Genomic DNA, 21,530 nt, shown 5'->3' with positions numbered 1-21,530 from the left:
CACCGCCGATGCCGCGACCGCGATTGCTGCCGCTGCCCGGTGCCGGACCCGAGGACATCGTCGTCGCCGCGGACGGCCGGTTGCTGACCGGTATCGCGTCCGGGGCACTGCTGGCCGTGGACCCGGGCACCGGGGCCGTCGAGGAGATCGGTCACACCGGCGGGCGGCCACTGGGGCTACACGCCGCAGCCGACGGTTCGCTGCTGATCTGCGATGCCCAGCGCGGGCTGCTGCGCCTGGACCGCCCGCACGGCACCCTCGAGACGGTCACCGACCAGGTCGACGGACAACAATTGAACTTCGCCAGCAATGTGGTCGCCGATACCGACGGCACGATCTACTTCTCCGAATCGAGCCGCCGTTATCCGCTCGACGACTACATGGGCGACATCCTCGAACACTCCGGGACCGGGCGGCTGTATCGCATCTCCCCCGGCGAGCATCCCGAAATCCTGGTGGACGGGCTGGAATTCGCCAACGGAATCGTGCTCGCGCCGGACCGGTCACACATACTGATCGCCGAGACCGCCGCCTACCGGATCGCCCGTCACCATCTGACCGGACCGCGCGCAGGCATCACCGACCATCTGGTGCAGAATCTGCCCGGCTGCCCGGACAATATGGGGCTCGGCAGCGACGGGCGGATCTGGGTCGCCCTGGTGTCGCCGCGAAACCGGTTGCTGGACATGCTACTTCCGTTGCCGGGAGTGTTGCGGCGCATCGTGCGCGCGGTACCGCCCGCACTGCAGCCCAAGCCCGCGCGTACCACCTGGGCGCAGGCCTACGACTTCGACGGTTCGCTCGTGCACGATCTGCAGCGGCCGAGTGACGAATACGCGATGGTGACCGGAGCCGCCGAAATGGACGGGCGGCTGTATCTGGGCAGCCTCAGCGAATCGGCCATCGCGGTGGTCGAGCTGCCACGTTGATTCATCGCGGCTCCGTTCGGCCGCGGGCGAGGCGGACTCAGCGGCGGTGCAGGGTTCCGGTGATCGCGCCGATCGGGCCGGTCATCGAATAGTTGACACCGCCGTCGTCGCGCAGAACCAGAGTGGAGGGCTGATTGTCGTCGGTGCACAGGAATCCCGACAGCAGCCGGGCCCGCAGACTGATCTTGACTGGTGTTGCGGCGGTGAGAGTTTCGGCTCGCTTACAGGTCGTTCCCTGGTTCTGTCCGGTATTCGTCGCGGTGCCCACCTCGGTGCCGACCGAGCCGTCGTGCAAAGTGACCACGATGCGGAACTGGACCGCGCCGTCGGTGGCCATGCCGGCCCAGGTTCCGGTGAATGCGGGCGGCATGGCCGTGCGCTCACCCGCCGGTGTGGTCGTCGCGGCAGCGGAGGTGGCCGGTTGGCGCGTGGCCGCGGGCCGGTTCGCCGAGGCGGAGCGGAAGGCCAGGGTGGTGCTGATCGCCGCGACGGCCCCCAGCACCACCACCACCGCGGCGGCCAGGACCAGGGTGCGCCGGCGGGGCGAATTCCGTTGCGGTGGTGTGTGCACGGTGCCGGCGCCCGGTGGATGCGCCATCGGCCGGGCAGGGCTCGGCGACGGCGCCGACGGGACACCCGGCGGACCGGTCGCGACACCGGTGGTCGCGAACCGGGCCTGGGCCGCCGGCCGTGCCGCGGGCGCCGGCGCCGCGGTGGGTGGCAGTGCCGTGGCGTGGTCGAGGTCGAGCACCGCCATCGCTCGCCGCCCGATGGCTTCCAGGATCGCCGCGGGCAGTGCGCCGGTGTCCGAGATCGCGGTGGTGATTCCGGCGATCTGTTCCGGTGTCGGGCGCTTGCCGGGATCCTTGTCGAGGCAGGCCGCCGCGAGCGCTCCGATATCGCCGGGTACCGCGTCGAGCCGGGGTGGCTCGTACATCACCCGCCACAGCATGTTGATCGAATCGCCGGTGCCGAACGGTCCCTCGCCGGTGGCGGCGTAGACCAGTACTCCGCCGAGGGCGAAGATGTCGGCGGCCGGGCCCACCGGGGCCTCGCCGGAGATATGTTCGGGCGCAATGTAACCCGGTGAACCGATGATCTGGCCGGTGGTGGTGAGGGTGCCACCGTCGTCGGCGGCGCGGGCGATCCCGAAATCGATCAGCCGGGGCCCGTCGACGGTGAGCAGCACATTCGACGGTTTGAGATCGCGATGCACCACCCCCGCGGCGTGTACTTCGGCGAGCGCGCGTCCCAGTCCCGCGGCCAGCGGCGCCAAGGCCGGTTCCGGCAGCGGCCCGAACTGTTCGATCACCTCTCCCAGGGACAGCCCGGCCACATAGGCGGTGGCCAGCCACGGGCGCTCGGCATCGACATCGGCGTCGAGTACCGCGACCGCGCAGGTGCCGGTGATGCGCCGGGCCGCGCCCACTTCGCGGCGGAAACGGGTGCGGAATCCCGGATCCCCGGACAGATCCGGGCGGACCACCTTGACCGCGACGGTGCGCCCGCCGGCCGTGCGGCCCAGGTACACCTTCCCCATTCCGCCCGCACCCAGCACCCCCAGGATCCGGTACGGGCCGATGGTCGCCGGATCACCGGGTTCTGGTGGGCGCATCTGAACTTGTCTTTCCTTCCCCATCACCTGCCCGCCGCGCGGGCTCGCGCTCGATCACACACGAGCCGGACAGCCGCCGCAACCCGCGGCCACGCTCAGGTGCGCTGCACGACGGGCTGCTCGTCGGTGTGGGGAACCTCGGTGCCGGCCAGCGACACTCCCGCCGTTTCGCGCAGGAAGAACCAGGCGATCAGACCGATCAGACAGGCCCCGACCATGTAGTAGGCGGGGAACAGATGCCAGCCGGTGACGTCGATGACCGCGTCGTTGATCAGCGGTGCGGTACCACCGAACGCGGCGGTGGAGATGTTGTAGCCCAGCGCGAACCCCGCGTACCGCACGTGGGTGGGGAAGATCGCCGGGAAGGTGGCCGAGATGGTGGACAACTGCGGGACATAGAACAGACCCAGCACGACGAACGCGATGACCGCCCAGCCCGCGCCCTGACCCATCAGCCAGTACATCGGAATCGCGAGGATCGCCAGCCCCACCAGCGACACCAGCCACATGGGCCGTCTGCCCACCCGGTCGGACAGCGCGCCCGACACCGGCAGCACGAGTGCCATCACGATCTCACCCACCAGCACCATGGCGGTGGTCTCCGAATCGCCCATGCCCAGGGTGTGGTGCAGATAGGTGGGCTGATAGGTGAGCAGGGTGTAGTTGACGACGTTGAGCGCCACCACGAGTCCGGCGAGGGTCAGCAGTTCGCGGCGGTAGTCGCGCAGCAGGACCCGCAACCCGCCCTGGTTCTGCTTCTGCTTGGACACCTCGGTGAACACCGGGGACTCGTCGAGTTTGCTGCGCAGATACCAGCCGATCATGCCCAGCGGCACCGCCAGCAGGAACGGAATGCGCCAACCCCAGCTGGCCATGGCGTCGTCGGAGAGCAGGACCTGCAGGATCAGCACCACCGTGGAGCCGCCGACGAATCCGGACAGGGTGCCGAATTCGAGGAAGCTGCCGAGGAATCCGCGGCGGCGTTCATCGGTGGACTCGGCGATGTAGGTGGCCGCGCCACCGTATTCGCCGCCGGTGGAGAAGCCCTGAACGACACGCAAGGTGATCAGCAGGATCGGTGCGGCGATACCGATGGTGGCATGGCTGGGCACCAGGCCGATGCAGCCGGTGGCGGCGGCCATCAGCAGAATGGTCGTGGCCAGAACGGCCTTGCGGCCGACCCGGTCACCGAGTGGGCCCCACACCATGCCGCCGACGGGGCGCAGCACGAACGAGATGGCGAAACCGAGCATCGTGCCCAGCGTGCCGAGCGAACCCGGGAAGAATGCGTCGGTCAGATAGCTGGCCGTGGCGGCGTAGACGCCGTAGTCGTACCACTCGGTAGCGTTGCCCATGGCCGCAGCGGCTACCGAGCGTCGTTGCTGGTCTTGCGGCAGGCTGGTGCTCACCCGCGCTCCTCCTTACCGGTACTTTCGATTGCCCGTGCGCCCGGCCGCAATGAGGCGGTAAGAACACGAAATGTTCGGATACCCGGTAGCGGGTTGCCCAAACGAAGCGACGGTGGCGCGTCGGAGACACCCGTTCGTGCCCACCTGCGAGGATATCGGCATGGGTGAGTCCGGTCACAGATGCCGACCGGTGGCCGCAATGCTCCCGGTGGCCGGGATCGCGCCGTATTTGCCGGAAACAGCGTCCGAATTGCCGCTTCCGCTGCGGCGCGGCGTATCCGGTGCGCGAGCGCTGATCGCCCGCCCACGTACATTGACCCCGATAGTGCCGGACTCCGGGCAGTCCGGATATGAGCTCCCGAGGGGGACGACGTGACCACCACAGCGACCGGACGACACCGTTCGGCGTTCACGCAATGGTGGCTGCAGGGTGCCGACGAGGACCGGTACTCCCGGCATCCGGGCCCGATGGTCAAACAGGCCGAGGAACACCATCAGCGATCCTGGTGGCAGGTCATGTGCCTGACCGGTGTCGACTATTTCTCCACCCTCGGCTATCAACCCGGCATCGCCGCTCTGGCCGCAGGTGTGCTGTCCCCGCTGGCGACACTGGTGCTGGTGGCGCTGACATTGCTGGGCGCGCTGCCGGTCTACCGGCGGGTGGCGCGTGAATCCCCGCACGGCGGTGGATCATTGGCCATGTTCGCCGATATCCTGCCGCGCTGGACGGGCAAACTGTTCATCCTGGTCCTGCTGGGATTCGCGGCCACCGACTTCGTCATCACCATGACCCTGTCGGCCGCCGACGGCGCCGCGCACATCGTCGAGAACCCGTTCGTCCCGCATGCGCTGCACGGCCATGCCACCGCCATCACCCTGGGCCTGCTGGCCCTGCTGGCCGCGATCTTCCTCAAGGGATTCGCCGAGGCCATCCGGATCGCGATCGCGTTGGTCGGGGTCTATCTGGCATTGAATCTCGTGGTCGCGGTCGTCGGGCTGTGGAAGGTGGCCACCGCGACACATCTGGTCGTGGACTGGGGGCATGCGATGACCGCCCAGCACGGCAGCGTGTTCGCCATGATCGGCATCTCACTGCTGGTGTTCCCGAAACTCGCGCTGGGACTGTCGGGATTCGAGACCGGTGTCGCGGTGATGCCGCAGATCAAGGGCGGATCCGGCGATACCGAGGAACGGCCGGTCCGCCGCATCGCCGGCGCGCGCAAACTGCTCACCACCGCCGCGCTGATCATGAGCGGGTTCCTGATCGTCACCAGCTTCATCACCGTCGTGCTCATCCCGGAGCACGAATTCGAATCCGGCGGTTCGGCCAACGGCCGGGCGCTGGCCTATCTCGCCCACCAGTATCTGGGCAACGGATTCGGCACCGTCTACGACATCTCCACCATCGCGATCCTGTGGTTCGCCGGCGCCTCGGCCATGGCCGGACTGCTCAATCTGGTGCCGCGATATCTGCCGCGCTACGGTATGGCGCCGGAATGGGCGCGCGCCACCCGGCCGCTGGTGCTGGTGTTCGCGGTGATCGCCTTCGGCATCACCTGGTATTTCGACGCCGACGTCGACGCCCAGGGCGGCGCGTACGCCACCGGCGTGCTGGTGCTGATCACCTCCGCCGCGGCCGCGGTCACCCTGTCGGCGGTCCGCAAACATCAGCGCGACAAGGCCATCGGCTTCGGGGTGGTGGCCGCGGTGTTCGTCTACACCACCATCGCCAACGTCATCGAGCGGCCCGAAGGGGTGCAGCTGGCGTCGCTGTTCATCATCGCGATCATGGTGGTGTCGTTCGTGTCGCGGGCGCGGCGAGCCTTCGAACTGCGGGCGATAGAGGTCGATTTCGACGAACGCGCCGCCTGGCTCATCGACACGATCGCGGCCTCGGGCACCATTCGCATCGTCACCCACGACCTCGACGGGGTCGAGGACCGCGCACCCGACGAATACCGGCAGAAGGAAGCCGTACAGCGGGTCGAGAGCCACATTCCGGCCAAGGACCCCGTCCTGTTCCTCGAAGTGATCGTCAAGGACGCCTCGGAGTTCTCCACCTCGCTGCACGTGGGCGCCGTCGAAGTCGACTGCTACAAGATCCTGTCGGTCGAAGCCGCCGCGGTGCCCAACTCGATCGCGGCCATCCTGCTCGCCATCCGCGACCGCACCGGCATGAACCCGCACGTGTACTTCGAATGGACCGAAGGCAATCCGATCCTGAACCTGCTGAAATTCCTGTTCGTCGGCGAGGGTGAGGTCGCGCCGGTGACCCGTGAGATCCTGCGCCGGGCCGTCTCCGACCCCCATCAGCGCCCGCACGTCCACGTCGACAGCTGACCCGACGGGGTCCGGTATCCGGGATCGGTCCCGGCCAGGCATACATCGGGCGAACACGCCGACCGCACCCGCGGCGGCGGGCACCGTCGTGCGCTGGGACAATAGTGCGGGCCGACCGGGCGAGGATGGCGCCCGCGTGCAATCGGGCGCGCGGACCCGCCGGACAGCTGGAGTTCGCTCAACGGTAACCCGAGTGTGAGACAACCGAACGTCGGATCAGCGGGTGTGGGAGAGGCAGGCAAGAACGTGATCGTCGATTCGCAGTCGGATGCGGCAGCATCGAATCGGTCGCCCGTGGCATCGCAGGTGGTGGACGGGGCCGGGCGGACGGGCAGCGTCTCGCCGCTGCTGCGCTCGGGCACGGCCGCACCGCCGCGAACGCTCGTCGACATTCTCGCCGACACCGCCCACGCCTACCCCGACGCCGCCGCACTCGACGACGGCAGCCAGGTGCTGACCTACCGGGAACTGCTCGACGAGATCGACACCGCCGTCACCGAATTGCGGGCCGCCGGGATCGGCCGCGGTGATCGGGTCGGCGTCCGGATCCCCTCGGGAACCGCGCGCCTGTACGTGACCATCCTCGCGGTGTTGCACGCCGGTGCCGCCTATGTCCCCGTCGACGCGGACGATCCCGACGAACGCGCCGAACTGGTCTTCGGAGAGGCCGCGGTCGCCGCCGTCGCCGGCGCCGCGGCCATCACCGCCGTCACCGGGCGCGGCGACGGCTCGGGCGCCGAATCCGCGGCGGCGCTCGACGCCGATGACCGCGTGGTCCCCGACGAGGACGACGACGCGTGGATCATCTTCACCTCCGGCTCCACCGGCACTCCCAAAGGTGTCGCGGTCACCCACCGCAATGCCGCGGCGTTCGTCGATGCCGAAGCGCGACTGTTCCTGCAGGACACGCCGATCGGTCCCGGGGACCGGGTGCTGGCCGGGCTGTCGGTGGCCTTCGACGCCTCCTGCGAGGAGATGTGGCTGGCCTGGCGGCACGGCGCCTGCCTCGTGCCGGCCCCGCGTGCGCTGGTGCGCAGCGGAATGGATCTCGGGCCGTGGCTGGTGCGCCGCGGAATCAGCATCGTGTCGACCGTGCCGACCCTGGCCGCGATGTGGCCGCCCGAAGCCCTCGACGCGGTGCGACTGCTGATCTTCGGCGGTGAAGCGGTCCCGCCGGAGCTGGCCGAGCGCCTGGCCGGCACCGGCGAACGCGAGGTGTGGAACACCTACGGCCCCACCGAGGCGACCGTGGTGGCCTGCGCGGCACAACTGACCGGCGAACCACCCGTGCGGATCGGCCTGCCGCTCGACGGCTGGGATCTGGCCGTCGTCGACCCCGACGGGCAGCCGGTCGCCGACGGCGAATCGGGAGAACTGGTCATCGGCGGTGTGGGGCTGGCCCGCTACCTGGACCCCGCCAAGGACGCCGAGAAGTACGCGCCGATGCCGACGCTGGGCTGGCGGCGCGCCTACCGGTCCGGTGACCTGGTACGCAACGATCCCGCCGGACTGATCTTCCTGGGCCGCGCCGACGACCAGGTCAAGGTCGGCGGGCGCCGCATCGAACTCGGCGAACTCGATGCGGCACTGCAGAATCTGCCCGGAGTCACCGCCGCCGCGGCGGCGGTGCGTACCACCGCCGCGGGCACCCCGGTACTGATCGGCTATCTGTCCAGCAGCGACGACGAATTCGATGTCGCCCGCGCCCGCGAACTGCTCGCCGGACGGCTACCGGCCGCGCTGGTGCCGCGGCTGGCGGTCCTCGACGAACTCCCGGTACGCACTTCCGGAAAAGTCGACCGTGGCGCCCTGCCCTGGCCGTTGCCCGACAGCGGCGCCGACTCCGGTGCCGATCTCGAGGGCACCGAGTATTGGCTTGCGGGACTGTGGAATTCGGTACTCGGTGCCGAGGTGAGCGGGCCGGACGCGGACTTCTTCGACCTCGGCGGCGGATCGCTGTCGGCCGCGCAACTGGTCACCGCGCTGCGCGAACGGGTACCGCGGATCACCGTCGCCGACCTCTACGATCACCCGCGGCTGGGCGCGCTGGCCGAGCTGATCGACGCCACCGCCCCCGCCGAACAGACACCCGAGCGGATCGTGACGCCCACACCGCGACTCGCGCAATGGTTCCAGGTGCTGGCATCGGTGCCGCTGACCACTCTCACCGGACTGCAGTGGCTGACCTGGCTGGGCGTGATCACCAATATCGCCTCCCGATTCGGCGCGCTGCCATGGATGCCGGGCCTGTCGTGGTGGTGGGCGCTGGCCGGATTCGTGCTGTTCATCTCCCCGCCCGGGCGGATGGCGATCGCCGTGGGCGGTGCCCGGATCCTGTTGCACGACATCCACCCGGGCACCTACCCGCGCGGTGGAGCGGTACATCTGCGACTGTGGACCGCGGTCCGGCTCGCCGAAGCCGCGGGCGCGGAGAACCTGTCGGGCGCGCCGTGGATGGTGCCGTTCGCTCGCGCGCTCGGTGCCACGATCGGCCGCGGCGTCGACCTGCACACCCTGCCCCCGGTGACCGGCATGCTGGAACTCGGCGACGGCTGCAGCGTCGAACCCGAAGTGGATCTCGCCGGTTACTGGATCGACGGCGACCTCGTGCACATCGGTGAGATCCGCATCGGATCCGGTGCGGTCGTGGGCTCCCGCTCGACCCTGCTGCCCGGTGCGGTGATCGGCCGCAACGCCGTCGTCGAACCCGGATCGGCGGTCTTCGGCAAGGTGAAGGCCGGCCAATCGTGGGCCGGATCGCCCGCGGTGAAGATCGGCCCCGCCGAACACCGCTGGCCCGCCGCCACCCCGCCGCGCGCAATGTCGTGGGTGCTCGTCTTCGGCGTGACCTCGTTGCTGCTGGCCGCGCTGCCGGTGCTGGCCCTGGCCGCCGGTGGTCTGCTGCTGGCCTGGTGGGTGCGCGCGGAGACTACCCTGCCCGGTGCGCTCGGGCACGCCATGGCGATGCTGCCGGTCGCCGCGCTGATCGTGCTCGCGGTGTTCGCCGCGGTGACCGTCGTATCCATCCGGGTGCTGTCGATCGGACTGGCCGAGGGATATCACCCGGTGCGCAGCCGCGTCGGCTGGCAGGCATGGGCCACCGAACGGCTCACCGACTCCGCGCGCACATTCCTGTTCCCGCTGTATGCCAGCCTGCTCACCCCGATCTGGTTGCGACTGCTCGGCGCCAGCGTCGGCAAGAACGTCGAAGCCTCCACGGTGCTGCTGCTGCCGAAGTTCACGAAAGTCGCCGACGGGGCGTTCCTGGCCGACGACACCATGGTCGCCGGATACGAACTGGGCGGTGGCTGGATGCACATCGGCGGCGCCAAGGTGGGAAAGCGGGCATTTCTGGGTAACTCCGGAATGACCGCACCCGGACGGCGGGTGCCGAAGAACGGTTTGGTGGCGGTGTTGTCGGCGGCTCCGGAGAAGGCGAAGGCCGGCTCGTCGTGGCTGGGCAGCCCGCCGGTGCGGTTGCGGCGGACCGCCGGCGACTCCGACACCAGCCGCACCTTCGATCCCCCGCTGCGGCTCAAACTCGCACGCGCCCTGGTCGAAACCTGCCGGCTGATCCCGGTCGTGCTCACCTTCGGCATCGGGCTGGCGGTGCTGTTCGCGCTGGCGTGGCTGGCGTCGGGTCCCGGCTACTGGCTGGCCGCGCTGTGCTCGGGTGTGGTGTTGCTGATCGCGGGCGCGGTGGCCGGTGCGCTGGCGGTGGCGGCGAAATGGTTGATCGTCGGGCGGATCGGCGCGGTGGAGCATCCGCTGTGGAGTTCGTTCGTGTGGCGCAACGAAGTATGTGACGCGTTCGTGGAAACCGTTGCCGCACCGTGGTTCGCGCGCGCGGCCACCGGCACCGCGGTGATGAACGTCTGGCTGCGCGGGCTCGGTGCGCGCATCGGGCGCGGGGTGTGGTGCGAGTCGTACTGGCTGCCGGAAGCCGATCTGGTGAGCCTGGGCGACGGGGCGACCGTGGAACGCGGATGCGTCGTGCAGACCCATCTGTTCCATGATCGGATCATGTCGATGGACACCGTGGTCCTGGAAGCCGGTGCGACACTGGGCCCGCACTGTGTGGCGTTGCCCGCCGCCCGCGTCGGCGCCGGCGCCACCGTGGGGCCGGCGTCGCTGGTGATGCGTGGTGACACGGTGCCGCCTTCCACGCGCTGGCAAGGCAATCCGATTGCGCCATGGCAGGATTCGGGCCACGGCGGGAAGTGAGAAGGGTAGTGGGTCGGCGGTGAAGACGGGGAAGGGTGGTGACATGACGGCGATCGATGACTACCTGCCACAGAACGGCAATCGCGGCTATCGGGTGTCGCGCTACGAACTGGAGCTGGTGTACAAGGTAGCGGCCAACCGGTTGTCCGGGCGGGCCACCGTCACCGCGATCACCACCGCGGTCCAGCCGCGCTTCGCCCTGGATCTGTCACCGGCGCTGACGGTGGCCAAGGTATTCGTCAACGGCGCCAAACCCGGCAAGTACACCCACTCTCGCGGCAAGCTGACCGTCACTCCGGCCCGGCCGATCCCCGCCGGCGGGGTGTTGTCGATCGTGGTGCACTACAGCGGCACCCCTCGTCCCGTGCGCGGGCCCTGGGGTGAGGTCGGCTGGGAGGAACTCACCGACGGCATGCTGGTGGCCGGCCAGCCCAACGGCGCCGCATCCTGGTTCCCCTGCGACGACCACCCCAGTTCCAAAGCCAGCTACCGCATGTCGATCACCACCGACTCGCCGTATCACGCGGTCGCCAACGGGGTGCTCACCGAACGCACCGTCAAGGCCAGCCAGACCACCTGGGTCTACGAACAATCCGAACCGATGGCCAGTTATCTGGCGACCGTTCAGATCGGGCCCTACCGTTCGCACCGCATCGACACCGGGCGCGGGGTCAAAGTGCCGATGACCGCGGTGCTGCCGCCACGGCTGCGCCGGCGCTTCGACCACGATTTCGCCCGCCAGCCGCAGATGATGGCCGAATTCCAGCGCCGCTTCGGGCCGTACCCGTTCCAGGGTTACACGGTCGTGGTCACCGACGACGAACTCGAGATCCCGCTCGAGGCACAGGGCTTGTCGATCTTCGGCGCCAATCACTGCGACGGGCAGCGCGGCGCCGAACGGCTCATCGCCCACGAACTGGCCCACCAGTGGTTCGGCAACAGTCTCACCGTGCGGCAGTGGCGTGACATCTGGCTGCACGAAGGATTCGCCTGCTACGCCGAATGGATCTGGTCGCAGGCCAGCGGCGGCCCCAGCACCGACCAGCAGGCGCGCGCGGCGCGCCAGAACCTCGCCCGTGCTCCCCAGGACATCGTCGTGGGCGATCCCGGCCCGGAGTCGATGTTCGACGATCGCGTCTACAAACGTGGCGCGCTCACCCTGCACGCGCTGCGGCTGCGTCTGGGCGACGACGCGTTCTTCACCCTGCTGCGCGACTGGACCGCGCGGCACCGCCACGGCAGTGTCACCACCGAGGACTTCGCCGACCTGGCCGGGCACTACAGCCCGGTGTCGCTGCGCGATCTGTGGGACGGATGGCTCTATCGCACCGCACTGCCCGAACTGCCCCAGCACGGCCTCGGCGCCGTCGGCAGCTGATGACCACCGGGACCCGGACCGAGCAGATCGCCACCATCCTCGACCGCGTCCTGGCGATCGCCGGATCGGGGCCGCAGGACCTCGAGTGGCAACGCCGCTACCGCGACACGGACGAACTGATCCGCGACCTCACCGCACACGCCGCACGCGTGCGGCGCGGCGATCTCGGTGCGGTGGCCGACCTGTCGTTCCTGTTCGCCCCCACCGGAGCGCTGTGCGAAATAGCGGCCGGCAGCGGCTGGCTCGCGGAATACACCGCACTCGCCAACCGGCTCGACCCGCTGCTGCGCGGTTGAGAGCCCGCGCTCAGGCGCCGAGCCCGCCGTCGGCCAGACGAGTTGCCGCCGTGACGGATTGGCGCACACCCGCCGCGTAGGCCGGAGCCACGGCGTCGGGTGCGAACACGTTGCCACCGAACGCTGCCACCGCCTCGGCGTCGGGAACGATCGAGATCTCCCGGCCCGCACCGTGTGCGCGGTCGGCGCGCGTGCGTGGCATCATGTGCGCCAACGGCTCCAGGATCACCACGGTCCGCGCACCCGCCGCCAGATCGGCGTTGAGCGCCGAACGCATCCCGCCGTCGACGAAGATCGACCCGGCGATCGGGATCGGCGGGAATATGCCTGGCACGGACGTACTCGACGCCAGCGCCTGCGGCAGCGTCGCCTCGCCGGTCCGGGTCCACACCCGCAGCTCCCCGGTGCCGATGTCGACCGCGGTGACCCACAGATCGGCATCGGGCCAGGCGCTCACTCCGGTCAGTGCCGCGATCCGCTCGATGTGAACATCCGGCTCGACGGTGTCGGCAGCCACGGCGAGCGCACCTATCCGGCGGCGCATCTGGCGCGCATCGCCCCCGGCGCGGCGCAATGCCAGGACCTCCGAGAGGCATTGCGTATCCGGCGGCGGTGTTTCGGCCGACGGCGGCCGGGGCCGACCCAGCGATTCCAGATCCCCGCCGCCGGTCAGCGCGGCGCCCACGACCGAGCCCGCCGACGTTCCGACGATACGTTCGGCGCGGGCGGGATCGATTCCGGCAGCGCGTAATCCGACGATCAGCCCAGCCATCCATGCGATCCCGACCGGGCCGCCGCCACCGAGCACCAACGCCGTGGCGAACGAATCGGAGGTGTCCTCGATGCCCATGTCGACGACCCTACCGATGTGCGCGAGCCGGTTCAGCGGCCTTTCCACACCGCCGCGCGCTTCTGGGTGAAGGCCAGCACCCCCTCGCCGGCATCCTCCGACGACAACGCCGGCGCCGCCACCTCGAGTTGCCGGGTGAACGCGATATCGGTCGGCCAGTCCGGTGATTCGTCGATGATCCGTTTACTCGCGGCCAGACTCAACGGTGCGTTCACCGCGATCCGCTGCGCCAGCTCCAGCGCCGCGGCCAGTGCGTTACCGGACTCGGTGACCTCGTTGACCAGACCCAGCGCCGCCGCGCGGTCCGCGCTGATCGGGTCGCCGGTCAACGCCAGCTCCATCGCCACCGCCCGGGGCAGCCGCTGCGCCAGCCGCAGCACACCGCCGCCGACCGCGACCAGCCCGCGTTTGACCTCCGGGATGCCGAACGTCGAATCCTTGGCCGCCACTACGAGATCCGCGGACAGCGCCAGCTCACATCCACCGGCCAGAGCGGGCCCCTCGACCGCCGCGATCAACGGCTTCACCGGTGGTTGCGCGGTGATGCCCAGCGGGCCGCGCCGCTCGGTGATCGGGGTCTCCCCGCGCGCGGCGGCCTTGAGATCCATTCCGGCGCAGAAATATCCGCCCGCTCCGGTGATGATCGCGACCTGCGCGCACGGGTCGGCCTCATAGGCGTCCAGCGCCCGCTCGAGCCCCAGTGCGGCCGCCATGTTCACCGCGTTGCGCACCTGCGGCCGGTTCAGGGTGATGATCGTGACCGGGCCGCGCCGCTCCACCAGCACCGGCGGGGCGGGCGGTGCGGCGAGCTCCGCGCGTTCGCGGTCCTCGACCCGGATCGATCCCTGTGACACCGTCACCGGCAACCCCAGCAGATCGTCGCCGATCAGCTGTCCGATGAGCTCGGAATCGGTGGTGCGCAGCAGAATGCGGGCGCCCTTCGGTTCGATCAGGCTCAGCACCGCCGACTCCGGTTCGCCGTCGCGGCCGTAGGGCACGGTGTAGGCCTCCACCACTGCCGGGCCGTCGTAGTCGCTGCGCGCCGGGCGAGCCGGTGGGTTGTCGACGATCGGGCGCAGATGCCGATACGGCTGCGCCGGCGGTAGCGAGGAATACACTCCCAGCGCGTGCTTGGTGACATACCAGCCCAGGGAACTGGCCAGCCCGTAGGTTCCCGGCTCCGCCCGCAACCGCCGCACCATCGTGGCCACCGCGTGCCCGCCGTAGTTGTTGCCGGGTCCGCCACCGAAGGTCAGCCCCCCGGTCACCGACAGCGGGCGCTCGGGGTCGTCGATCGGCAACCCCAGTTCGCGGGCGGCGATCTGCACCGCCACCGGGAAACACGCGTACAGGTCGATGTGGGTGAGTGCTTCGGCGTCGATTCCGGTGTGCTCGAGGACCGCTCGCCCCAGCGTCGCGATCGCCGGTGAGGCGGCCAGCTCGGCGCGTTCGCTGGTGAACCACTCGTCGTGCCCGGAAGCACCGGCGTGGATGAAAACCCACTTGTCCTGCGCGATGCCGGCCTCCTGCGCGGCCGCGGCGCTGCACATCACGATGCCGCTGGCCATGTCGACGGTCAGATTCGCGCACTCGAGTTTCGTGTACGGGGTCGAGACCATGCGATTGTCCGGCCCCACCGACGCGATCCGATCGGCGTCCAATTGCTCGGGCTGCCACGCGTATTCATTGCCCGCCGCTACCGCCGACAGCCGCGACCACAACCGCGCCACGGCCGCGGCGTGCTCATCGCGGCCGAGACCGAGCCGGTGCCGGTTCGCCGACTCCAGCAATGCGTACATGTTGATCGGCGCCAGCAGACCGGCCGCGGTCTCGGCATCGTTGTTGGCGGCCTTGTCGATGCCGATCGATCGTGTCGGCGCGACCTCCGAACCTTGGTGCGGCCACGCCAAGTCGACGCCCGCGCGTTGCGCGGCGGCCTGCGTGGCACCGGCCTCGGCGCCGGTCACCAGCACCATGTCGTAGTCGCCGGCGGCGATCGCCGCGGCGGCCTCGTTGACGACCAGCTGTCCACCGTCGCCGCCGAACGGGCTCGACTGCGCGGTCTGCACGTCGTCGATACCCAGCCGTTGTGCCACCACCGCGGCCATGTCCCGGTACTGCCAGGAGGTGCACGCCACCGCGAAGACGGCGTCCGCCTGCTTCAGCAGCTGCTCACCGGCACCGGAATCGACCGCTGCGCGCTGCAGCGCCGTCACCGCCAGCGATGCCGGATCGCCGTAGCCGGGATCGGGAGTGCGCCGGGTGATCTGCCCGGCACCGATCAGCACGGGCGTGCGTGGATCGATCTCGGTGCCCGAGGCGGAGTGCAGGATCGGCTGGGCCGCGCGGCGCAGTGGTCCCGCCGCGGCGATCGCGTCGGGCAGTTTCGCCAGCGACTGATCCAGCGCCTCGCCCAGACTGCGCGACACCGACGCGCCCAGCGGGCCCTCCACCGGCGGACCACCCAGTCCGGCATCGAAATACACCGTCGACTGCTCACCCGAACCGGTCACGGTGAGCCAGTACGCCAGCCGCACGCCCTGCGGGCCCTCGCCGCGCAGCTCGAAGCCGGCGTCGTCGACCGCCGCGACCGTCCAATGCAGTTCGGCCGGAATGCCCATCACCATCGCCTGCTGGGTGAAGCTCAGGCCGGTACGCGCCGCGCCCGGTGCCTGCCCGCGCCATCCCGCGTGCATGCTGAACCAGTCCGCCAGCCGGCTCAGATCCGACAGATACGCGCACACCGTTTCCGGCGGCGCCGCGATCGTGCGGCGCGCGTGCGCGGACTTGATGTAGTCGGCCAGGCCCGCGGGCGGCGTGTGGTCATCGGCGGGCGTCGCTGCGGTGGGGGCGGCCGGGCTTTGGGCTTGCTGCCTTCGCGCCGCTATCAGGCCGGAAACGAGATCTCGTGCGATGCGGGGATCCTTGCGCACTGCCGACAGCAGCGCGCCCCCCGCCTGGAATCCGCCGCGAACGGCGCGAATTCGGTCCGAACCCGGAAATGGCGACACCGACAACCTCCTTGTTGCATCTCGACACAACTAATCATCAAGTCTTTCGACGCGTCAAAGACTTGTGGCCTGCGGCACATCCGGAAAGCAGCGACGACCGGAACGAAAACGGGTCGCGGACAATGGTGGCTGGCCGGTCCCGCCGCCGTGCGGTCGCCCGGCCGATCGAAATCCCCGTCCCGGGGCGATGTGTGTTGGAGGTTTGTGACCATGGCCGGAATTTCTTCGGTACCGACATCGGCGCTGGCCGCCGGCGGGCTGCTCGGCGGATTCGCGCTCGCGCAGGCCACCGGGCAGCGTCAGCTCGGTGGCGTCGTATTCGCCGCCGCGACCGCGGCTGCGGTACCGCGCTGGCGGCGGGCCGCCGGCACGGCCGGTGCCGCCGCACTGACCGGGCTGTCGGTGGGCGCGATGGGTGCCTCGCATCCACTGGCCAAGAAGATCGGCGCCTGGCCCTCGGTCGCCGTGGTCTCGACCGCGGTGGCAGTGAGCGCGTGGGCGGTGGCCGACCGCCGTGGCTGAACCACACGGGCGGTGACACGTGGTGCCGGTGGGTCGAGGACCTACCGGCACCACATGAGCGGGTGGATCGCCCTCAGAGCCGAACACCGAGCAGCGCGTCGACCGCCTGGCTCACCAGAGCGGGAGCCGACTCGTCCGGGCCACCGTATTCCAGGGCCTGGCTCACCCAGCTGTCCACGGCCGCAAGAGCTTTCGGCGTATCCAGATCATCGGCCAGATGCCGGCGCAACCGCGCCACCACATCCTCGGCCGACGGCCCCGCGCCCAGCGCCGCCGCCTGCCGCCAGCGCGCCAGTCGCGCTTGTGCCTCCTCGAGTGACGCGTCCGACCACTGCCGATCCGTGCGGTAGTGCCCGGCGAACAGTCCCAGCCGGATCGCGGCCGGATCCACGCCCGCACGCCGCAGCTTCGAGACGAACACCAGATTCCCGCGCGACTTGGACATCTTCTCCCCGTCCAAACCGATCAGTCCCGCGTGCACGTAGTGCCGCGCGAACCGGCGATGCGACACCACCGCCTCGGCATGTGCCGCGGAATACTCGTGATGCGGATAGATCAGGTCGCTGCCGCCGCCCTGGATGTCGAACTCCGGGCCCAGCCGGTTCAACGCGATCGCCGCGCACTCGATGTGCCAGCCCGGACGGCCCGTACCGAACGGCGCCGTCCACGAGGGCTCGCCGGGGCGGTGTGCCCGCCACAGCAGCGCATCGATCGGATCGCGCTTGCCCGGCCGCTCCGGGTCGCCGCCGCGCTCGGCGAACAGCTGTTCCATCGTCGCGCGGTCGTAACCGGACTCGTATCCGAACTGATCGGTGGCATCGTGCCGGAAATAGATGTCGGGGAACTCGGCATCGTCGACGACATAGGCCGCCCCCGAGGCCAGCAGCTTGTCCACCAGCTCCACGACCTCGCCGACCGATTCGATCGCGCCGATGTAGTCGCGCGGCGGCAGCACCCGCAACTGCGTCATGTCCTCACGGAACAACTCGATCTCCCCGGTGCCCAGGGCCCGCCAGTCCACGCCGTCACGTTCGGCCCGCTCGAACAGCGGATCGTCGACATCGGTGACGTTCTGCACGTAGTGCACCTGGTGACCGGCGTCGCGCAACACGCGATTGACCAGATCGAAGGCCAGGTACGTCGCGGCATGACCGAGATGGGTGGCGTCGTAGGGTGTGATGCCGCAGACGTACATGGTGGCCGTCGGGCCGGGGGTCACCGGGCGCACCTGCCGGTCGGCGGTATCGAACAACCGCAACGGCGGTCCGGATCCGGGGACGGCGGGAACGGAGATTTCGGACCAGGACTGCATGATTCGAGGGTAAGGGTGTGCACGGCCACCGCAAGCGCCGCCCCCGCACAGCGAGCCCCGTGAGCCCGCACAGACACCGCATCCGACCTCGATCGAGGCCGGGCAGGGGACGGCGTCAACCCTTGTGCGCGGTGAACGCCGAATTCGCTCGCCGCACCCGCGGGTGCCGGATCAGAACGCCGGCCACGGAATCGGACGTGAGCTGATCGGTTGCGGCAGCACCGGATCGTCGAGCAGATCCCGGGCCCGCGCGCCCAGCGCCTCGATCTCGGTGTCGGTGATGTGCTCGGCCAGCGCCGTGCTCACCGCACCCGGCAGCCGTTCGGCGAACGCGGCGATATCGGTGAGCAGCTCCGCCGCGACCGGCTCACCCGCCCAGCCCCACAGCACCGTCCGTAACTTGGGCTCACTGTGCAGGCAGATGCCGTGATCGACGCCGTACACGCCGCCGTCGACGCCCTCGAGCGCATGCCCACCCTTGCGGTCGGCATTGTTGAGCAGCACATCCAGTACCGCCATCCGGCGCAGCCGCGGATCATCGGCATGTACCAGCGACACTCGCGTACCGGTGCCGTCCACCGCGCGCAGGACCTCGCGGAAACCGTCCGGCACCGCGCCCACGGGCACCAGATCCACCAGATCGAGGTGGTCGGCCTCCTCGTCGTCGGGATGGGCGTCGACGGTGTCGATCCAGCGCTGCACCATGCCCGGCCCCAAGGGGCCCTCACGCAAGATGGTCTCCGGGATCACCGTCCACCCCAGCGCCTCGGACACCAGGTACGAGGCGACCTCGCGCCCGGCCAGGGTGCCGTCCGGGAAATCCCACAGCGGCCGCTCCCCGCGCACCGGTTTGTAGACCACGCGCAGCGGCTCACCCGCGTCGTCGGATCGGATCTCGCAGACCAGTGTGAGATTGCTGGCGGTCGTCACCCGCCCGATGATCGACAACTCACCGGTGCACAGGCCGTCGCGGGCCGCACCTTCGTCCGCGGCCGCCGTGCTCGTGGTCACCGGGCCTCAGTCCTCTTCGAGGTCGGTCGCGCCGAAGATGTCGCCGCGCTTGTAGCCGTTGGTGCGCACACACATGTGTCCGTTGGGCGACAGCGGTTCCCCGCACAGCGGGCACGGCGGGCGGCCCGCCGCGATCACCTTCGTCGAGCGCAGCGCGAACTCGCGAGCCTGCTCCGGGGTGAGGAACACCCGCACCGCGTCGGGCCCTTCCTCGGTGTCGTCGAGCACCACCGATTCGTCCACCTCGGTCTCGGTGATGGCCAGTAACTCCACCACCACCGCACCGGCATCGGCGTCCCAGCCCAAACCCATTGTGCCGACCCGGAACTCGGTATCGATCGGCATCTGCAGCGGATCGGTGTCGGAGACATCCTCGGCCTGCGGTGGCACACTCGCGCCGAAGCGGCGAGCCACCTCGTCCAGCAACAGACCCATCCGATCGGCGAGCACCTTCACCTGCTGCTTCTCCAACAGCACACTCACCACGCGGGGTTCCTGCACGGCCTGCAGATAGAAGGCGCGATCTCCTGGTTCACCGACGGTTCCGGCAACGAAACGGTCGGGGGTGCGAAACACATGGATTGCTCGGGCCATCTGCACCTCCTGAAACCGACTGCATCACTGATCACGACTCCCCGTATCGGAGGGATTCGCAATATTCCCATTATCCGCCCTCGGTGCGGCATCCACCTCACCGCCCGGGACGGGCCCGGCCCGTTGGGACTGCTGCCGCGCCGCGGCCAGCGCCGACAGATCCGATCCGGTGTCGTTGACCCGCCACACCGACGGCCCCACCGGGGTGTAGCGCACGACACTGATCGAGGCCGGCTCGACCACGATGCGCTGGAAACCGTCGAGATGGATTCCGAAGGCGTCGGCCAGCAGCGACTTGATCACGTCTCCATGTGTGCACGCCACCCACAGCACATCGCGCTCGTGGCGTGCCGCCAGTTCGGCATCGATGGCGCGCACCGCCGACACCGCCCGGAACTGCACCTGCGCCAGCCCCTCACCGCCGGGGAACACCGCCCCCGAGGCGTGGCCCTGCACGGTCTTCCACAACGGCTCTTTCACCAGGTCGGACAGCGCGCGCCCGGTCCAATCGCCGTAGTCCACCTCGAGCAGGCGCTCATCGGGTTCGGGTTCGACGCCGAGCTTGTCGGCCAGCGGCGACACCGTGCGCGTACAGCGCAGCAGCGGTGAATGCACGATGTGCTCGATCGGTAACGGCGACAGGCGTTCTGCCACCGCCAGGGCCTGGTCACTGCCGCGTTCGGTGAGATCGACGCCAGGACTTCGACCGGCGAGGGTGTGTGCGGTATTGGAGGTCGACACCCCGTGCCGCAACAGGATCACCGTCATGGCACCCAGACTAGGCGATGGCACCCGAAGCGCTGTCCCCATCACGCGCGCACCGGCCGCGCGGGCCCGATCATCGGACCGTAATCGGCTGTGGTGCAAGGTATTACGCCCTCGGAGGAATCGTGTCCGGCGGTGCGGGCCATTCGGGGCCCAGCCGGGCGACACTGTGGCACACCTCGCATCTCCGGCGGTTCGTGACCGGTATCCGTCTGCGGGACCGCTTGTGGCCCTAGGCTCGGACACCGTGACAACAGCTGTGGTGGTGCGGTGATGGAACAGCGGCCGGTGGGGCGCAGCGGCCTGCGTGTATCGCGACTGGGACTGGCCACCCACACCTGGGGGCGGGAAACCGACGCCGAGGACGCGGCCGCGCAACTGGTGGCCTTCGTGGAGGCCGGCGGCACCCTCGTCGACACCTCACCGGTCTATCAGGGCGGCGCCGCGCAGCGCATGCTCGGCGAACTCGTCGGCGAACTGATCCCGCGCGACGACCTGGTCATCAGCGGCTGCGCCGGACTGGTTCCGATGCCCGGTGTCACCGATCCCGACGGCGGTCCGGCCGCCGGGATCCAGTGGGGTGTGGACGCCTCGCGGCGCACCCTGGTACGCCAGCTCGACCGCACCCTGGCCGAACTCGGCACCGACTACCTCGACATCTGGAGTGTCGCGGCCTGGGACCGGCACACTCCCCTCGACGAGATCGCGGCCACCCTCGAATACGCGGTGCGCTCGGGCAAAGTGCGTTACGCGGGGGCACGCGGGCTCGCGGCCTGGCAATTGGCCACCCTCGCCGCGTCCGCGCCCATCGTGGCCACCTACTCGCCCTATTCACTGCTGGCGCGTGGTGCCGAACGGGAACTGGTGCCCGCCTCCGCGCACCACGGCATCGGAATGATCGCGGCGTCTCCGCTGGCCGGCGGCATCCTCACCGGTAAATACCGCGACGGCGTGCCCGCCGACTCCCGTGGCGCCGACGAGGCCACCGCCGCCGAGATCCGCGAGCGGCTCGATGATCACGCCACCCGCGTCGTGGACGCGGTCGTCACGGCCGCCGACGGATTGGGCACCTCTCCACTCGCGGTCGCGGCAGCCTGGATCCGGGACCGGCCGTGCGTGGCCTCCATGATCGTCGGCGCCCGCGACATCGGTCAGCTCACCGGCGTGCTCGCCGCCGAAACCCTCGAGCTGCCCCGCGCCATCGCCGCCGCCCTCGACGATGTCAGCGGCATCTGAGCGGCCCGGTGGGCGCGCACGGGCCGGTGACTCCCCGT

15 protein-coding genes are annotated in these 21,530 nt (G+C 69.7%); 7 read left to right on the top strand and 8 right to left on the bottom strand.

What is annotated here, in order from left to right; all coding sequences use genetic code 11:
* Window positions 1-8: 8 nt before the first annotated feature.
* The gene (locus AB0L57_RS01225; RefSeq protein WP_364955156.1) at window positions 9-929 is read left to right on the top strand and encodes an SMP-30/gluconolactonase/LRE family protein; all 921 of its coding nucleotides are present in this window, start codon (window positions 9-11) and stop codon (window positions 927-929) included.
* 37 nt (window positions 930-966) lie between these two features.
* Here AB0L57_RS01225 and AB0L57_RS01220 read toward each other — a convergent pair whose 3' ends face one another.
* Together AB0L57_RS01220 and AB0L57_RS01215 are read right to left on the bottom strand one after the other, a co-directional pair.
* Complete coding sequence (locus tag AB0L57_RS01220) at window positions 967-2,544, bottom strand: serine/threonine-protein kinase (protein ID WP_364955153.1); 1,578 nt, start codon at window positions 2,542-2,544, stop codon at window positions 967-969.
* Window positions 2,545-2,639: 95 nt separating this feature from the next.
* Complete coding sequence (locus AB0L57_RS01215) at window positions 2,640-3,899, bottom strand: MFS transporter (protein WP_364957218.1); 1,260 nt, start codon at window positions 3,897-3,899, stop codon at window positions 2,640-2,642.
* Between the two features lie 522 nt (window positions 3,900-4,421).
* Between AB0L57_RS01215 and AB0L57_RS01210 the strand changes: the two genes are divergently transcribed.
* The 4 genes from AB0L57_RS01210 (at window position 4,422) to AB0L57_RS01195 (ending at window position 12,191) form a co-directional block, all read left to right on the top strand.
* Window positions 4,422-6,293, top strand: coding sequence for an amino acid transporter (locus tag AB0L57_RS01210; protein WP_364957215.1), 1,872 nt, complete (start codon window positions 4,422-4,424; stop codon window positions 6,291-6,293).
* Between the two features lie 345 nt (window positions 6,294-6,638).
* The gene (locus AB0L57_RS01205; protein WP_364957212.1) at window positions 6,639-10,517 is read left to right on the top strand and encodes a Pls/PosA family non-ribosomal peptide synthetase; all 3,879 of its coding nucleotides are present in this window, start codon (window positions 6,639-6,641) and stop codon (window positions 10,515-10,517) included.
* Window positions 10,518-10,560: 43 nt separating this feature from the next.
* Window positions 10,561-11,895, top strand: coding sequence for a M1 family metallopeptidase (locus AB0L57_RS01200; protein ID WP_364955151.1), 1,335 nt, complete (start codon window positions 10,561-10,563; stop codon window positions 11,893-11,895).
* Window positions 11,895-12,191, top strand: a complete 297-nt coding sequence (locus AB0L57_RS01195) for a hypothetical protein (protein ID WP_364955148.1) — start codon at window positions 11,895-11,897, stop codon at window positions 12,189-12,191. Before AB0L57_RS01200 ends, AB0L57_RS01195 begins: the two co-directional genes overlap by 1 nt.
* Window positions 12,192-12,201: 10 nt before the next feature.
* On the opposite strand, the gene AB0L57_RS01190 is transcribed toward AB0L57_RS01195, so the two are convergent.
* Together AB0L57_RS01190 and AB0L57_RS01185 are read right to left on the bottom strand one after the other, a co-directional pair.
* On the bottom strand, window positions 12,202-13,041 hold the full coding sequence (locus AB0L57_RS01190) for a patatin-like phospholipase family protein (RefSeq protein ID WP_364955145.1): 840 nt from the start codon (window positions 13,039-13,041) through the stop codon (window positions 12,202-12,204).
* Between the two features lie 32 nt (window positions 13,042-13,073).
* Complete coding sequence (locus AB0L57_RS01185) at window positions 13,074-16,052, bottom strand: crotonase/enoyl-CoA hydratase family protein (RefSeq protein ID WP_364955142.1); 2,979 nt, start codon at window positions 16,050-16,052, stop codon at window positions 13,074-13,076.
* Window positions 16,053-16,262: 210 nt separating this feature from the next.
* On the opposite strand from AB0L57_RS01185, the gene AB0L57_RS01180 reads away from it, so the two are divergent.
* Window positions 16,263-16,574 (top strand): hypothetical protein, encoded by a 312-nt coding sequence (locus AB0L57_RS01180; protein ID WP_364955140.1) that lies wholly within the window; start codon window positions 16,263-16,265, stop codon window positions 16,572-16,574.
* Window positions 16,575-16,647: 73 nt separating this feature from the next.
* On the opposite strand, the gene mshC is transcribed toward AB0L57_RS01180, so the two are convergent.
* From mshC to AB0L57_RS01160, 4 genes are all read right to left on the bottom strand, one after another.
* Window positions 16,648-17,886: a cysteine--1-D-myo-inosityl 2-amino-2-deoxy-alpha-D-glucopyranoside ligase gene (gene mshC, locus AB0L57_RS01175; RefSeq protein ID WP_364955138.1), complete on the bottom strand. Its 1,239-nt coding sequence runs from the start codon at window positions 17,884-17,886 to the stop codon at window positions 16,648-16,650.
* 171 nt (window positions 17,887-18,057) lie between these two features.
* Entirely contained in the window at window positions 18,058-18,897 is an 840-nt protein-coding gene (locus AB0L57_RS01170; RefSeq protein WP_364955136.1) for an SCO1664 family protein, read from the bottom strand.
* A gap of 6 nt (window positions 18,898-18,903) precedes the next feature.
* Window positions 18,904-19,491, bottom strand: a complete 588-nt coding sequence (locus AB0L57_RS01165) for a DUF3090 domain-containing protein (RefSeq protein ID WP_364955134.1) — start codon at window positions 19,489-19,491, stop codon at window positions 18,904-18,906.
* Between the two features lie 24 nt (window positions 19,492-19,515).
* Window positions 19,516-20,259 (bottom strand): histidine phosphatase family protein, encoded by a 744-nt coding sequence (locus tag AB0L57_RS01160; protein WP_364955131.1) that lies wholly within the window; start codon window positions 20,257-20,259, stop codon window positions 19,516-19,518.
* A 270-nt stretch (window positions 20,260-20,529) separates the two neighbouring features.
* On the opposite strand from AB0L57_RS01160, the gene AB0L57_RS01155 reads away from it, so the two are divergent.
* Window positions 20,530-21,492 (top strand): aldo/keto reductase, encoded by a 963-nt coding sequence (locus AB0L57_RS01155; protein WP_364955128.1) that lies wholly within the window; start codon window positions 20,530-20,532, stop codon window positions 21,490-21,492.
* Window positions 21,493-21,530: the final 38 nt, after the last annotated feature.

Origin of the sequence: Nocardia sp. NPDC052254, from assembly GCF_040679495.1 — a bacterium.
Taxonomy (GTDB): Bacteria; Actinomycetota; Actinomycetes; order Mycobacteriales; family Mycobacteriaceae; genus Nocardia.
The sequence above is the reverse complement of the archived record's forward strand: the minus strand, read 5'-3'. Positions and strand labels throughout refer to the sequence as shown.

Bases quoted from the DNA above. Each gene is read 5' to 3' on its own strand.
- AB0L57_RS01225 (WP_364955156.1), top strand. From the start codon at position 9: ATGCCGCGACCGCGATTGCTGCCGCTGCCCGGTGCCGGACCCGAGGAC.
- AB0L57_RS01220 (WP_364955153.1), bottom strand. From the start codon at position 2,544: ATGCGCCCACCAGAACCCGGTGATCCGGCGACCATCGGCCCGTACCGG.
- AB0L57_RS01215 (WP_364957218.1), bottom strand. From the start codon at position 3,899: ATGGGCAACGCTACCGAGTGGTACGACTACGGCGTCTACGCCGCCACG.
- AB0L57_RS01210 (WP_364957215.1), top strand. From the start codon at position 4,422: ATGGTCAAACAGGCCGAGGAACACCATCAGCGATCCTGGTGGCAGGTC.
- AB0L57_RS01200 (WP_364955151.1), top strand. From the start codon at position 10,561: ATGACGGCGATCGATGACTACCTGCCACAGAACGGCAATCGCGGCTAT.
- AB0L57_RS01195 (WP_364955148.1), top strand. From the start codon at position 11,895: ATGACCACCGGGACCCGGACCGAGCAGATCGCCACCATCCTCGACCGC.
- AB0L57_RS01190 (WP_364955145.1), bottom strand. From the start codon at position 13,041: ATGGGCATCGAGGACACCTCCGATTCGTTCGCCACGGCGTTGGTGCTC.
- AB0L57_RS01180 (WP_364955140.1), top strand. From the start codon at position 16,263: ATGGCCGGAATTTCTTCGGTACCGACATCGGCGCTGGCCGCCGGCGGG.
- mshC (WP_364955138.1), bottom strand. From the start codon at position 17,886: ATGCAGTCCTGGTCCGAAATCTCCGTTCCCGCCGTCCCCGGATCCGGA.
- AB0L57_RS01165 (WP_364955134.1), bottom strand. From the start codon at position 19,491: ATGGCCCGAGCAATCCATGTGTTTCGCACCCCCGACCGTTTCGTTGCC.
- AB0L57_RS01160 (WP_364955131.1), bottom strand. From the start codon at position 20,259: ATGACGGTGATCCTGTTGCGGCACGGGGTGTCGACCTCCAATACCGCA.
- AB0L57_RS01155 (WP_364955128.1), top strand. From the start codon at position 20,530: ATGGAACAGCGGCCGGTGGGGCGCAGCGGCCTGCGTGTATCGCGACTG.